The sequence below is a fragment of the Paenibacillus dendritiformis genome, from assembly GCF_021654795.1.
In the GTDB taxonomy this organism is placed as follows: domain Bacteria; phylum Bacillota; class Bacilli; order Paenibacillales; family Paenibacillaceae; genus Paenibacillus_B.
This window is the reverse complement of record NZ_AP025344.1, coordinates 1,822,248-1,835,500: the sequence shown is the minus strand read 5'-3', so window position 1 is coordinate 1,835,500 and position 13,253 is coordinate 1,822,248. Positions and strand designations below refer to the sequence as shown.

Genomic DNA, 13,253 nt, shown 5'->3' with positions numbered 1-13,253 from the left:
AAAGTGTCCTATCGCGAAGGCAACTTCGCCGCACAAGAAATCTACCGGTTAGAGAAAAAGGGAAAAACAGAGACACTGATTGTACGTTCTGCGGATTTCAATTCACCTGATAATAAAGAAAAGCCAGTCATAACCCGAATTGTTGATTTCGGCAGTTTTTTAAATGAAGGACTGGAAAAGGATCGCAAGCGTGATCTGGCTGCCCTGCTGGCCAATCTCTCTCATGAAACGGGCGGCGGCTGGGATGAAGCGCCGGGAGGCATGCTGCGCTGGGGACTCTATTGGAATGAAAATATCGCGGGCAGAACGGGCCAGAACAAATCTGATTTTGTGGACCCGGCAAGCAGCAAAGAATATCCGGGATTTCCGGGCAAGAAATACTATGGGCGCGGTCCGATCATGTTAAGCTGGAATTTCAACTACGGATTAATGAGTGCCATCATCTATGGAGACAAAAACGTGCTTCTGAAAAATCCCGAGGCTATCGCTGCCGATGGCAAGCTTGGATTCGCGACCGCCATCCTGTTCTGGATGACCCCGCAAGCGCCGAAGCCTTCGGCACATGATGTGATGATAGGCAGATGGAAGCCTTCGCAAGAGGAAGCTGCGCAAGGACTAACCCCGCCTGGATTCGGCATCAGCATTATGGTTCTGAACGGCTTGGAGGCCAATCTGGATGACACGAATGGCGCCATCAAGCGGCGTGCCGGACATTACCGTGACATTACAAGCAGAATGGGTGTGGATATTACAGGCGAGAAAATCGATACATTGGGGATGCAGCCCTTTTAACACGGCTTGCGCTGGAATATAAATAACCCCTTTGGCGGCTATGCAAGCTTCATCTTCTAAATGTGCTTGCTGCATGGTCTGCCCAAAGGGGATAACCGCATTTCCCCGTTTCCTTTGGAAACCAGATAAGAACCTGCCCTCCGCAAGCGTATTTGTGCGACTGTCGAAATTGCTTTCCTTTGCCGATACTTATTGATGTACGCCAATTCAACTAGGAGGATTGTTCTTCTTTGGAAAAGCCAAGTTTAATTACCATTTTTTCTTCATTCGGAATCCTTTTAGGTAATGGGATCATATATTCCACAGGTCAGTACAGCATCATGTGGTCAGCATTGGTCAGCAGTTTTTTGAGCACCCTATTTTCTCTCGTCGCGCTAAAATTAAATGAAAAAGGATTGCTATTTTCGGTTTTTCAAGTCATTGATTTACTTGTCGGTTTTCTACTTTTTTATCTGCTCTTTTACATCATAACCGCCCTCGCAATCAAGGACCTTGGACTTGAAGATTTGGTTAGAGAGCTAGTTACATCCCTGATTGCGGTACCTGTCGCGCTGTTCATGATCATTAGGCACATCAAGAAGAAAAACATCAAGCTCCAAAGAATAAAGGTTGAAGAAGACTAGGAGAGAAGGTATACCGATGAACAACATGAATGACAGAAGCAAGGAATTATTGAAGCAGGCATACGTATATGCCGGGGAGTTATCCAAACATCCGGTATTGTCCCGATATTGGGACAAGCTCTCGCTCGTCGTCAAAGGCAGCGTGTCCCGCGGCAACTGCGACGAGTATTCGGATATTGACTTCGTCTTCTTCTGTGATGAGGATATTCGAGGGCATATCGTAAGGGACTATAAGGAAGCTGGCTTGATCACGCGGGAGGACGGCATTTTTCTGCCAATCGGGGATTGGGCGGGTCATTACCATGTGGAGACGTTCGCTTGTTGGAGGGCTGCTTCCTAGGGAATAATCACCCGCAAGTATGGGAATTCCAGCAGGCCGTTCCGGTTCATGACAGCGGCTCGCGCTTCCAGGATACGATAGCCCGGTTATCCGCTTCGTATCTTCAAAATTCCATGGACGCCATCAAGAGCAAGTATCTGGACCTGCAGCTTACGCTCGATTGGATGCGGCATCCGCTCAAGCGCGGCGATATCATCGCCACAAGCCTGCATTGCGCCACAATCGTCAGGGACCTATGCCAGCTCTCCTACCTATTGGATCGAAAAAGCTATCCGCATGACAAATGGCTCTCCGCCTATCTGTCCACGACCAGGTTCGGCAGCATGCAGGAGCAGCGAATTCGAGACTATATGCGTACCATCCCGAATGGCGAGCCGATTACGCCGCACTTGGAGCTGTCCGAATATCCTTGCTATCAGCAAGCATGGGAACTGATTGATCAAGCAGTCCAATTTATTCGCAAGGCATACGGGAATTATCCATGGCTTGACGAATGGTACTTATACGGTAGGTCTTGTCTATTTCAACCCGCGTCGGACGATACATAGAGTCGATGTCCAGTATGGCTGCGATGCTAATCTGGAATCGACTCTATCCTTCTGATTCGTTGCCTGTCCGCTTGTTCGTGGTTCATTTTCCTCTGAAATTCGACGAGATAAGAATCCAACTCCTGGCTGACGCTCACCACCTCATCGTCCGTGAAATTTTTCTTCACATTCACTATTGTTACGAGCTTATGCCGAAGCTGCTGAATTTTTTTGAATAACCTGTCATTTGAAGAGCTGTAATAAATGCACACCGTGAGCCACCTCGCATATTTGGTCCATGGATGACGTGTCAACAAAGTTGTCGATTATTGTTGTACCCATTATATGACAGGTTACTTCATATCCATAAATTTCATAAACATGTAACTTTCGATTTATTTCTACAAAATGACCCTAAAAAAAGAGTGCCTCGAAAGGCACTTTCAAAAGAGATTCATATAAACAACTGTTGGAGCAATTAATGCGAGGTCCAATCGGGATTTCCGGAATACAACCCGATCTCTGTGTAATCAGAATGGACAGGAAGAGGGGCTACAGCCACATAGAACGACAATAACAGACATACAACCGGAATCAACTTTTTTTTCATAAAAACTACTCCTCCTTGCCATAATCTCTTAACTCATCATAGAGCATGTCAATTTTTCGTATATTTTCATCATGGACTAGGCCTTTGTTCTTTAACAGTTCTTTCGATATGATGCTGAGACATTCGAAAACCTGATCAAACCGTGATATTTTAGCGTATTCTTGGGCGCTTATTCGGCAACTTTCCATTGCCATATCAAAATCGCTTGTAATAAAGGCAAGTTGTTTGAGACGATAGAAATATGCCTTATGCAGTTGGGTAATGGGTGTACCGACCGGAATGGTCGCTAATCTTTCCTCGTATTTAAGCAGCTCTAGAATAGCATGTTGGTCGTTGGTTTCCAAATAAATTTCAAAAAGTCTTGTTAGGATAATGATGAAGTTTTTATCTTCCACTTGAGGCAGTAACTCTTCCAACACGCTAATTGCCGATTTTATCTCATCTGTCCTGCTTTTTACGATAGCAGTTGTCACCTTTCGGTTCTCTTCTACTCCAGGATGATTATAAGTTCCGTACTCCTGTAAATAGTACTCCCACTTTTCGTAATCGCCTAAATGCTCATGCGCAAGCCCTAATAAATAGAGAGTTTTTGCTTTAACCTCACTTCTCGTCGGGTCATTGTGAATAATATACTCGCACAGTTCCACACATTCCTCGTACCTCATGAGATTATAAGCATGTACACCCAACTTGTAATGAAAAGCGAGTTTTTCTTCGTCGGACAGGAAATTCGTGTAGTGCAAAATATGCCTTCCATCCTGATAAGTAGCTTCCAGCTTGCTGAAATCATCTCGGGCAATGAAGTAAGTTTGAAGCAATCCTTTGGCTAAAAACGGCATCATTCCGTGGTCACGCGAATAGTTCGTGATCAAGGTATACAATAATAATCGTATTTTTCGGTCTTCGATGGCATCGGCCAACTCATACAGTCTTTGAACCAGACAATAAGTATCTTCGCTTGGCGATTCCAAAAACTTCACAGCAACCTTGCTAATCAGCCCGCTATCTCCAGTCGGAACGGCTTCCAGCAAAATGGTATACAGGGAATCTGCCCTCTTCTCAATCTCTATGTAGCGCTCGACGATGTCCTCGAAGGGTATTCCTAACGATGCAGCAAGCGGGCGTATCGTCTCAAATCCAGGCCGCTTGACCTCACCATTCTCGATTCTGGAAATGGTCCCCTTATGGATCCCGCTCAGCTCTGATAGCTGCGCTAATGTCATCTCGGCCTCGCGCCTATACTTGTGTATCGATTCCCCAATCGTTAGGGTCGCGCTGTTCACCCACACCTTCACCTTCCTTTTTTCTCCATTTTTCTCGCTATCTACAATTTATCACATCACTTTTGAATTGTAAACTATTGAAATAGCTATCATATCATTATCTCCTATTTTAAAGCATAAAAAGACACCAATAGACTATAGTAGTACTCTTGATGTCTTTGCCTACAACATAAACAACATAACCATCGCATCGAGCAATCGGGGCGGATTCTCTTCAAATAATAAATTTATTCCCGACGGCTCGCTTGCCTCACGTCCCGACTTGTTCCAACAGCCCCCGAATCACCTCGATCACCAGCTCGGGTTCGTCATGAATGACCATATGTCCGCTCTTCTTCGCGACGATCAGCTCGCTGTCGGTCGAGATGTTCAGCATCTCCCGCTGCCCGGCCTGCCATATCTCCTCCAGCTTCTGGCCGCTCTCCGGGGAAATGCCCGCTTGGGCATAGTTCTGCGGAATCCCCCGGGCAATGATTCTGACCGGGAGGGATCCTAACTGCTGTCCTCGTATCGCGTCCTCGGTCGCGGCCGCCAGTTGCGCTTCCTCTTCTTTGGCTTCGAAAAAATGGGGCTGCGCAATCACATTCAGGAACCGTTCTCTATCTTCCTTCGCCACCAGCCCTTCGAGCAAGACATCCTGGAACAGGCGCAGGACTCCCGACGTTTTGAGCAGCTTCAATACATACGCAGGGGGATTGCCCTGGAAGTTCTCCCGCTCCAGAATCAGCCGGGTCTCGCGCTCATCATTCTCCGGCCGGGCGTCGATCAGCACGAGGCCGGCTACTTCGTCACGGTACGTCTGGGCGAACAGCCGGGCGTACATTCCCCCCAAGGAATGGCCGACCATAAGGTAAGGACCGCTGAGCCCTTCTTGTTCGAGGGCAGCATGCAGCTCCCGCACGATACTGGCGCCGGTGCGCTCCGTGCTCGCCGGCTCGCTCCACGCATAGCCGCCCCGGTCATAGCTGACGACGGTGGCGTATGCAGCCAGCTGCTCCGGGATATCTCTCCAGGATAAGCTTGTCTCTCCGCTCCCGGCTTCCAGCACGATCGTCGGCGATCCGGCGCCGAATTTGTGGATATGGAGGCGGTATCCTCCCGCATCAACCAGCCGTCCCGGCGGCGGATCATTCCGCCTCGCCTGCTCCGATGCGATCCGCTCATAGACGAAGCCGGATCCGATGAGGAGCGCCAGCGCCAGTACGGTCAGCAGAAGCGTTTTCCCCCTTCTTTTCTTTGTTGGCTTGCTTTCCTCGACTGCGGTCTTCACCTGTTGACAGCTCCTTTGCTGATGGCTTTTCTTTTTAGCACACTGTACTACCAAAAATCAATATAGCACGCTGTATTAAAAAAAGTAAAGCGTGTATAATGGAGCTATGCCAAAAATCGTGGATCATGAAAAACAGAGATATATTGTTGCCGAGGCGGCCCTGAGAGTTATCCGCCGTTCCGGCTTGGAGCAGGCCTCCGTCCGCAAGATCGCCGAGGAAGCCGGCCTGTCCGTCGGCTCGATGCGCCACTATTTTTCAACTCAAGCGGAGCTGTTTGCTTTCTGCATGAACCTTTTTATCGATCGGGTCGAGAAGCGGATTAAAGCGATGGATCGCGAGGGGCCGGTGCTGATGGATTTGAAGCGCCTGCTTCTTCAGTTTTTGCCCGTGGACGAAGAGAGAATGATGGAAATGGAGGTGTGGCTTTCCTTTCAAGCCAAGGCGTTGATTTATCCTGAGCTTCAGGCATTGAGCGACAGGATGCATGACGGCATGCACATGGCAGCCTCATTCGTTGTCAACACGCTGCTGGAGCACAAGCTGGCCAAGCCCGGCCTGGACGCCGGCATGGAGGCGGAGAAGCTGTACGCCCTCGTCGACGGCCTGGCCATGCACCGCATGATGCGTCCCGAGCGGCTTCCGGCGGAACGGCTCGAGGCCATTATAGACCAGCATTTGCAGGCGCTGTGCTCCACTTGAACCGCATGAAGCCCGCTCTCTCAAGCGCTGCCGGGGGGCGGGCTATCGTTTTGTGCCTTCCTAACGCGGTGAAAAAGCGTGTGCCGCCGTCCTCGGGTCGGGGGGACACTGGAATCTCCCCCCGCTCCATCGCCTCCTTCAAAGCCTGCTCAATCACCTCGAACATTCGCTCCTCCTCTGCCTGCCCTCAATTCAGCCGCGAGCGAAATCCGGCTGTTGACATCTCGCCACTTTTGAGTAGTATTCAATCATACTACCCAAAGCGACGCAGCATGAGAATCTTCCCATCCCGATGGAGTAAGAACGAGCTTATCCAACAAGAAAGCGAGGAATCGGAAATGACATCGATTGATATCCGTTATTGCGAAGCATTGATAACATCTGCAGGGGAAGGGTTGTATGAAGCTTCGGCCCGGAAGGAACGGGCAGCGTCCGCCGAGGGTTTATTTGAACAATTCAGAGAGGAGAACGACACGGCCACGAAGGCCATCAAGACCGGGCTGGCCGAGAAGTATCCGCATATCCGCTGGTCCGAATCCGAATTTGACATTTCAAGCCAGAGCGCCGCGGAGTTCCAGGGAGAATATTGGGTCTGCGATGCCATCGATGGGGCCGTGCAATTTTTGCAGGGGATTCCGTCTTACGCCATAAACCTATGCTTAATTCGCGACGGGAAGCCGGCGTTATCGTTCGTTTACGACCCGAGCCACCGCGACATGTTTCATGCGATTGCCGGGGAAGGCGCTTTTTGGAACGGGAATCGAATTCATGTCGCCCGGAAGAAGAAACTGGAGGATGCCATTATATCCACGACGCCCCCGTCTTTTCCCGCAAAAGACAGAGAACTTGCCAATCTGACTATCGCAGGGTTGACCCATCTGCTGCCCCGAGCATTCGCGGTCCGCATGCTTGGCTCGGCATCGCTTCAACTTGCCAATGTGGCATGCGGCAGAATCGACGGATACTATGAATTCGGGCATGAATATTACAATTGGATTGCGGGTTCCTTGCTGGTTCAAGAAGCCGGGGGAGTCGTGACCGCCCCTCGGGGAGACGAGTTCACCTGGGGCACATCCGGCATTATCGCCGCCAACCGCGATATTCGGCAACAAATGCAAGAAGGCATGCAGGCAATTCCGTACGTCACCCATTCATAACGTGGCACGCAGACCCGCTCTGGCTCCGGGAAGCGAGGCGGGCCCTATCTTGCTGCTCTACGCGATTATTTCCATCTTATGTCGTCATACAGATCCATCATCACTTCATGAACGCCCCAGCCGAAGCCCGCTGCTTTCCATGCCGCGGCCTCTATCCGTTCCTTATATTCATGGAACAGCTCGGCGGTCTCATGTTCATTCAAGATATCGATGACATCTTCATACATCGACATCAGCTGTTCATAGAAACGCGCATCGATATCACCATACGTATTCGAGAACAAGACGGATAGCTCCACATAGACGAGCTTCAACTCCAGCGTATGTTTGACGCTGCCGGTCAATTTCTTGAACTCGGCGATCGCGTTTTTAGCTTGTTGAAGCCGCAGCTTCGCGTAACCGCGCTCAGGGAAAAATTCCTGCTTGATCTTATCCCGATATTCGTGAAAAAGCGACTCCACCGCCTCTATTCCGATCAACCGGGCGGCGAGAAAACGCTGCATATCTTTGCTCGCGCTATAGCCGTCCTTTACCAGCTCCATCAGCTCTTCCCGGCTCATCTGCTTCAAGCGCTTGTTCAATCCGGCCTTCGTTAGCTTCACCGGCTTCGTGCTTTCCGGCTGCTTCCGGCGTGATTGGGGAACCAGCTTGCTGCCCTGCTCCCGCAATTCCGCATTCACCTCATCACAGGAAAAATGCTCAGGATCGTATCCTTCCGTCAACCAGTCCTTGAACATGGCATGCTGATCATGTCCGGGGTCTGACAATGCCTCCGCCATATGACAATAACCCGGCACACCGCCCGCATCTTCCGGCGGACAGCTGCGCTCTCCTTCCAGACAGAGCGGAATGAAGCCGGCCGACACCTCTGTCTGTATGTTCATCACCGTAATCGTATGTTCCCATCCGTCGCCGAAATCATACAAATAGGAAAAAGCCGTCTTCTCCCGATTCACATGCTGGTCGACCGTCTCTTTTCGCGCATTGAGCTGCCTTCCTCCATCCGGAAAATTCGGGTCCGGCAGGCTGATTCTTGTTGAACCGACCCGGAACTCATACAGATGATAATTTTCCCAGCCCATGACGGTCTGAATGATATTGTGCAGCTGGTCAAACGTGACGTCTGCATGAAACTGAAACTGACGCCATATTTTCGGGGTGATATCATTTAGTTCAATCTGGCATGTGTACAGCATCGATCCGTTCCTCCTTGGATGGTTGTCGCAAATTGTAGGGATATCGTTGAAGCAGATGAAAAATAAGTAGCTCCATTATAGCAGAAGGAACGTTCATATCCTTATCGCGATACCGACTAAAATTTCCGCCGTTCTGTGTTCAAACGTATTTATTAGTTTCCGCCATTCCCCTTCATACCCTGCTTTTTACATAGGATGTCATCGGAATAATCGGGACTTTCCGGAATAGATCTCCAGACCCATTTTAGGCCGAAGGGAGCAGCACTAGCGCCCCGTTGCCTCTCACCGCAACGGCGTGAACGTTCAGACCAACAGTATAACTTTTTCTTGCGTCCTAACGGAAATCAGAGCTGAAAAGATGGAAAGGATACCTTCGCCGTTCTTAATATGACATAAGCTGTCCTATTTGAGGTCTATAATAGACCGTAGAACGGCGAAAGGAGTACCCTATCATGAAACCTCTCAATGGAAAAGTGGCTTTGGTGGCGGGGGCAACCCGCGGCGCTGGTCGAGGAATAGCTATCGAGTTAGGAGCGGCTGGGGCTACAGTTTACGTGACAGGACGAACGACACGAACACAACGATCGGAGTACAATCGACCTGAAACGATCGAAGAAACCGCTGAGCTGGCAAGTAAGGCGGGGGGCCGAGGAATTGCGGTTCAAGTGGATCATCTGGATCCTGATCAGGTTCGGGCACTAATCGCTCGCATTGAGGATGAACAGGGGAGACTGGACATCTTGGTCAACGATGTGTGGGGTGGGGAATATTTGACGCAGTGGAATGTGCCCGTGTGGGAGCATTCCCTGGAACGGGGGCTTCGCATGCTTCGGCTTGCGGTTGACACGCATATTATTACAAGCCACTTTGCGCTCCCCCTGTTAATCCGTAATAAGAATGGACTGGTCATTGAGATAACGGACGGCACGGCGGAGTACAACGATCAAAACTACCGTTTATCCCTGTTCTACGATTTGGCCAAAACGTCGGTCATACGTATGGCTCAGTCTTTAGCCCATGAGCTTTCACCTTATCAATGCGCCGCAGTAGCCGTCACTCCGGGTTGGATGCGTTCTGAAATCATGCTTGATCACTATGGTGTAAAAGAAGAAAACTGGCGTGACGCCACAGTGAAGGAACCTCATTTCATTATCTCGGAATCGCCCCGTTTTGTAGGGCGTGCCGTTGCCGCGCTAGCTGGAGATCCGGAAGTGGCCCGATGGAACGGTCTCTCTGTGTCAAGCGGCGAGCTCGCACAAGTGTATGGTTTTTCTGATCTAGACGGCTCACAACCAGATTGCTGGAGGTATCTCGTAGAAGTGCACAATGCGGGCAAACCGGCGAATGCTTCCGGTTACCGTTAGTAATCAAATAAAAAAGACTGAATCCAAGCTGTTCAGCCAAAAGTTTAACCGCCTTTTCAGGAAGGCGGTTTGCTTTTGACCTAAAATCAACAACCTCCGTGTTCGTCCATGTCTTCTGCCTCAAATACCTGGCGGGAAACATGGTCAATCATAATTCCCATAATTCTCCGGAAGCCGGAAGACGCCATCGATTATGTCATTGGCGACCATACCGTCACTTCGAACGGATATCGCCGTAATTATCGCGTTCGCTTCCGCCTTATCGACGATCAAGATTACGAAATAATTTGTATTCTCCTTTCTTCACAACCTTTTCTGCGACAATCCCTACGTCTGTATGCTGTGTCTTATAATATTCCATATGTTCTATAAATCTAGGAACCTGCTTCAAATGCTCAATCGCGTCTTCCTCCGATGTAATGAAATCGGCATCCCCGAGCTTGGGATTGGGAGTCAAGATGACAACCGCTGCAATAACCACGATGCCGACAATAAGGAAATAAGTTAGTTTTCTCATCTGTGTCACCTGCACAATCTTTACGATAAAGCCGTAACGCTATTCAGCGGACAAAGGCTGATCAGCGCCATTCTTTGGCGAAGGGGTGCATTTCCTTTCCAGGTTCTTGCTTGTAGGCAGCACAGATGTCATCGGCATATTTTGGATGATTACAAATAGTTCCTTCGTCCCTTTTTTCACCATAACAAACAGCACCCCTGCGTAGTCATCGGTTGTCACACCCTGGGTGCTTTTCCAATGTCAACGATATAGGGGTGCCTGTCTTTTCTTGCATCTCTAGTCATCCGCATTGCGGGAATGGCTTATCCTGCTGTTGATCCAACTGCAGACCACGTCTTTCGCTGTTCCCTCCAAAAGGTTTCCATTTATAATGATTTCGGCAAATTTCTTCGTCTGGAGGACATACTCCAGTTCCCTATGTTTCGCTGCTTGCAAATAGTATGCCGCCACCTCCTCCATGGTCACGTTCCACTGCTTCATGTTTCTTGCGATGCGACGGTACATTCGTTCATCCGCATCCAGATCAACAAATATTTTTAAGTCGAGCAAGTTTCTTATTTCTTCAAAATACAGTGTGAATATTCCTTCGATTATAATGAGGTCGGCCTTATCCTCTGCATGCAATAACCCGTTAACATCTTTCATAAACTTGTCATAGTCCATGGCGTCCGGATGGTTAAAATCATCCAATTCGCGATTCGATAAGGGAGATTTCATTTTGGGCAACGCCTGTTTGTAATAATCATCTGTTCTGATCACATTCACTTGATACCCTTGAAATGCATCGGCTACTAAGCCGCAAAAAGTCGATTTCCCGCTTCCCGATCCGCCTGTGATTCCAATCACCGTTGGTTTCATTTTCTTTTCTCCCCTTGTCTCCTTCTTCATTTACGAAGACGTTAGATGAGTACATTGTAGTCTGGGTAGATTAAACAATCAAGGAAAGAAAAAGGGCCTGCACCCTCTCGATGAGCATTGCGGGCCTCTCTTGCTTATCCTCTTTGCATTTTCTATTGAAAAGAACCTACTCCACGGCCGCAGCCATATCCCAGCACTGAACCCGGCGCACCGCCGCGGTCCCGCGCTCTTGCTCCTATGAATATGGATTTTACTTCACCGCGCCCTGCGTCACCCCTTGAATAATGTAGCGCTGCGCGAAAATATAGACAATCAGAATCGGGAGAATAACGAGCAGAACCGCGGGCAGGAACTTCTCGAAATCGGAAGTATAGCTTCCCTTGAAGACTTGGATCGCCAGCGGCAAGGTCAGCTTGTCCTTGCCTGCATTCTGCAGGATGAGCACCGGCAGCAGGAAATCGTTCCAGATCCACAATACGTTCAAAATGCCAATCGTCACGGAAGTCGGCTTCAAGATCGGAGCCACAACCTTGAAGAACGATTGCCAGCGGTTGCAGCCGTCGATATATGCCGCTTCTTCGAGCTCGCGCGGAACGCTTTTGATGAACCCGTGAAAAATAAATACCGCGAGCGAGCTGCCGAAGCCGATGTACATGAAAATAAGCGTGAGCCGCGGCGCGTTCGAGATCCAGCCAAGATGATTCCCGTACAACGATACTAACGGAATCATAATCGCCTGGAACGGGATGATCATCGAGGCAACCATCATGAAGAAGATCAGTTGATTCCCCCTGGTGTTGTTCCGCACGAAGTAATGAGCCGCCATCGCGGAGAACAGCAAAATGAATACGAGGCTGGCCCCCGTAATGAGCAGCGAATTGACGAAGCTGTGAACATAGTCCATCTCGCGGATGACGGTCACGAAATGGGAGAACTGTATCGAGGACGGCAGCGCGGCCGGAGCCTCGATAATGTCCGCGTTGCGCTTGAACGCGTTCACGACCAGCAGATAGAACGGGAACAGAAATCCGGTCAACGAACAGATCAGGATCACGTAGATGACGCCCCGCTTCAGAATGTAACGGGTTCGCATCAGGCTTCCACCTCCATTTTCTTCCCGATGTAGACTTGAAGGATGGTTACCGCCGCGACGAAAAAGAACAGCACGAACGCCTCCGCCTGGCCAACCCCGTAGTCGTAACGCTGGAACGCCTGGTCATACACATGCATCGAGACGAGCACCGTGCTGCCGAACGGCCCGCCCTGAGTCAGCGCATAGTTGACGTCATAGACCATGAACCCGCGCTGAAGCGACAGGAATATCGTCACGATGAAGGAGGGCACCATTAACGGAAGCACGACGCGCGTCAGCCGGGTCCAGCCCCCGGAGCCGTCGATCGTAGCCGCCTCCAGCACATCCTTCGGCACGCTGACCAGACCGGCAATGAAGATGACCATCATATAACCGGCATACTGCCATACCGTTACGATGACGAGCGCCCAGAACGCCCGCTGCTCGTCGCCCAGCCATGTTTTGGCGAACAGAAGCAGATCGTATTTTTGCCCGAAGTTCACTAGAAAATGGTTGAAAATAAACTGCCATAAAAAGCCGAGCACCAGACCGCCGATCAGATTCGGGGTAAAGAAGGCGGTCCGGAAAAAGTTCTGTCCCCGATATCCGGAGGTAACCGCGCAGGCGAGAAAGAAGGCCACGGCATTAATGAGCAAAACCGTCGCGCCGACATATTTTATCGTCAGCCAGACCGAGGTCCAGAACTTCGCATCCCGCAGCACTTCGGCATAGTTGGCCAGGCCGACGAACGGCATCTCGGCAGCAATGCCGTCCCATTGAAAAAACGTCATATAGATTCCATACATAAAAGGGATGATAATGACGGCAAAAAAACAAAATAACGCCGGTCCTGTAAAGAAGAGGCGGTGTCCCAGTCTCTTCATGAAGCACCGTTCAGAAAGCATGACGGAATCCCCCGTTTCTCTAAATGACAAACGGCCGGC

General features: G+C 50.0%; 15 protein-coding genes. 7 read left to right on the top strand and 8 right to left on the bottom strand.

The annotated features are described in order from the left end of the window. Positions 1–3: 3 nt before the first annotated feature. The 4 genes from L6439_RS29450 to L6439_RS08040 all read left to right on the top strand — a co-directional run bounded on the left by L6439_RS29450 (position 4) and on the right by L6439_RS08040 (position 2,303). Entirely contained in the window at positions 4–792 is a 789-nt protein-coding gene (locus L6439_RS29450; protein WP_306434349.1) for a chitinase, read from the top strand. 230 nt (positions 793–1,022) lie between these two features. After that, entirely contained in the window at positions 1,023–1,415 is a 393-nt protein-coding gene (locus L6439_RS08050) for a hypothetical protein (RefSeq protein ID WP_111153409.1), read from the top strand. A gap of 16 nt (positions 1,416–1,431) precedes the next feature. Further along, entirely contained in the window at positions 1,432–1,755 is a 324-nt protein-coding gene (locus L6439_RS08045; protein WP_213469033.1) for a nucleotidyltransferase domain-containing protein, read from the top strand. After that, positions 1,734–2,303 carry a DUF4037 domain-containing protein gene (locus tag L6439_RS08040; RefSeq protein ID WP_213469032.1) on the top strand — a complete coding sequence of 190 codons (570 nt, stop codon included), beginning with the start codon at positions 1,734–1,736 and terminating at the stop codon, positions 2,301–2,303. Before L6439_RS08045 ends, L6439_RS08040 begins: the two co-directional genes overlap by 22 nt. Positions 2,304–2,329: 26 nt before the next feature. On the opposite strand, the gene L6439_RS08035 is transcribed toward L6439_RS08040, so the two are convergent. From L6439_RS08035 to L6439_RS08025, 3 genes are all read right to left on the bottom strand, one after another. After that, entirely contained in the window at positions 2,330–2,470 is a 141-nt protein-coding gene (locus L6439_RS08035) for an aspartyl-phosphate phosphatase Spo0E family protein (RefSeq protein ID WP_237096898.1), read from the bottom strand. A gap of 427 nt (positions 2,471–2,897) precedes the next feature. Further along, positions 2,898–4,187 (bottom strand): helix-turn-helix domain-containing protein, encoded by a 1,290-nt coding sequence (locus L6439_RS08030; RefSeq protein WP_237096788.1) that lies wholly within the window; start codon positions 4,185–4,187, stop codon positions 2,898–2,900. Positions 4,188–4,425: 238 nt separating this feature from the next. After that, positions 4,426–5,445: an alpha/beta fold hydrolase gene (locus tag L6439_RS08025; protein WP_374043160.1), complete on the bottom strand. Its 1,020-nt coding sequence runs from the start codon at positions 5,443–5,445 to the stop codon at positions 4,426–4,428. 106 nt (positions 5,446–5,551) lie between these two features. Between L6439_RS08025 and L6439_RS08020 the strand changes: the two genes are divergently transcribed. Next, positions 5,552–6,145, top strand: coding sequence for a TetR/AcrR family transcriptional regulator (locus tag L6439_RS08020; protein WP_213469030.1), 594 nt, complete (start codon positions 5,552–5,554; stop codon positions 6,143–6,145). Between the two features lie 338 nt (positions 6,146–6,483). Further along, positions 6,484–7,302 (top strand): inositol monophosphatase family protein, encoded by an 819-nt coding sequence (locus L6439_RS08015; RefSeq protein WP_213469029.1) that lies wholly within the window; start codon positions 6,484–6,486, stop codon positions 7,300–7,302. 65 nt (positions 7,303–7,367) lie between these two features. On the opposite strand, the gene L6439_RS08010 is transcribed toward L6439_RS08015, so the two are convergent. Then, positions 7,368–8,498 carry a plasmid pRiA4b ORF-3 family protein gene (locus L6439_RS08010; protein ID WP_213469028.1) on the bottom strand — a complete coding sequence of 377 codons (1,131 nt, stop codon included), beginning with the start codon at positions 8,496–8,498 and terminating at the stop codon, positions 7,368–7,370. Positions 8,499–8,950: 452 nt separating this feature from the next. On the opposite strand from L6439_RS08010, the gene L6439_RS08005 reads away from it, so the two are divergent. After that, positions 8,951–9,862: an SDR family oxidoreductase gene (locus L6439_RS08005; RefSeq protein ID WP_213469027.1), complete on the top strand. Its 912-nt coding sequence runs from the start codon at positions 8,951–8,953 to the stop codon at positions 9,860–9,862. A gap of 259 nt (positions 9,863–10,121) precedes the next feature. On the opposite strand, the gene L6439_RS08000 is transcribed toward L6439_RS08005, so the two are convergent. From L6439_RS08000 to L6439_RS07985, 4 genes are all read right to left on the bottom strand, one after another. Continuing rightward, positions 10,122–10,379 (bottom strand): hypothetical protein, encoded by a 258-nt coding sequence (locus L6439_RS08000; RefSeq protein ID WP_213469026.1) that lies wholly within the window; start codon positions 10,377–10,379, stop codon positions 10,122–10,124. A 276-nt stretch (positions 10,380–10,655) separates the two neighbouring features. Next, positions 10,656–11,237, bottom strand: coding sequence for a uridine kinase family protein (locus L6439_RS07995; RefSeq protein WP_213469025.1), 582 nt, complete (start codon positions 11,235–11,237; stop codon positions 10,656–10,658). Positions 11,238–11,487: 250 nt separating this feature from the next. Beyond that, positions 11,488–12,330, bottom strand: coding sequence for a carbohydrate ABC transporter permease (locus tag L6439_RS07990; RefSeq protein ID WP_213469024.1), 843 nt, complete (start codon positions 12,328–12,330; stop codon positions 11,488–11,490). Beyond that, on the bottom strand, positions 12,330–13,214 hold the full coding sequence (locus L6439_RS07985; RefSeq protein ID WP_213469023.1) for a carbohydrate ABC transporter permease: 885 nt from the start codon (positions 13,212–13,214) through the stop codon (positions 12,330–12,332). Before L6439_RS07985 ends, L6439_RS07990 begins: the two co-directional genes overlap by 1 nt. Positions 13,215–13,253: the final 39 nt, after the last annotated feature.

Coding starts and splice junctions, on each gene's coding strand:
- L6439_RS08045 (WP_213469033.1), top strand. CDS start 1,432: ATGAACAACATGAATGACAGAAGCAAGGAATTATTGAAGCAGGCATAC.
- L6439_RS08020 (WP_213469030.1), top strand. CDS start 5,552: ATGCCAAAAATCGTGGATCATGAAAAACAGAGATATATTGTTGCCGAG.
- L6439_RS08015 (WP_213469029.1), top strand. CDS start 6,484: ATGACATCGATTGATATCCGTTATTGCGAAGCATTGATAACATCTGCA.
- L6439_RS08010 (WP_213469028.1), bottom strand. CDS start 8,498: ATGCTGTACACATGCCAGATTGAACTAAATGATATCACCCCGAAAATA.
- L6439_RS08005 (WP_213469027.1), top strand. CDS start 8,951: ATGAAACCTCTCAATGGAAAAGTGGCTTTGGTGGCGGGGGCAACCCGC.
- L6439_RS08000 (WP_213469026.1), bottom strand. CDS start 10,379: ATGAGAAAACTAACTTATTTCCTTATTGTCGGCATCGTGGTTATTGCA.
- L6439_RS07995 (WP_213469025.1), bottom strand. CDS start 11,237: ATGAAACCAACGGTGATTGGAATCACAGGCGGATCGGGAAGCGGGAAA.
- L6439_RS07990 (WP_213469024.1), bottom strand. CDS start 12,330: ATGCGAACCCGTTACATTCTGAAGCGGGGCGTCATCTACGTGATCCTG.
- L6439_RS07985 (WP_213469023.1), bottom strand. CDS start 13,214: ATGCTTTCTGAACGGTGCTTCATGAAGAGACTGGGACACCGCCTCTTC.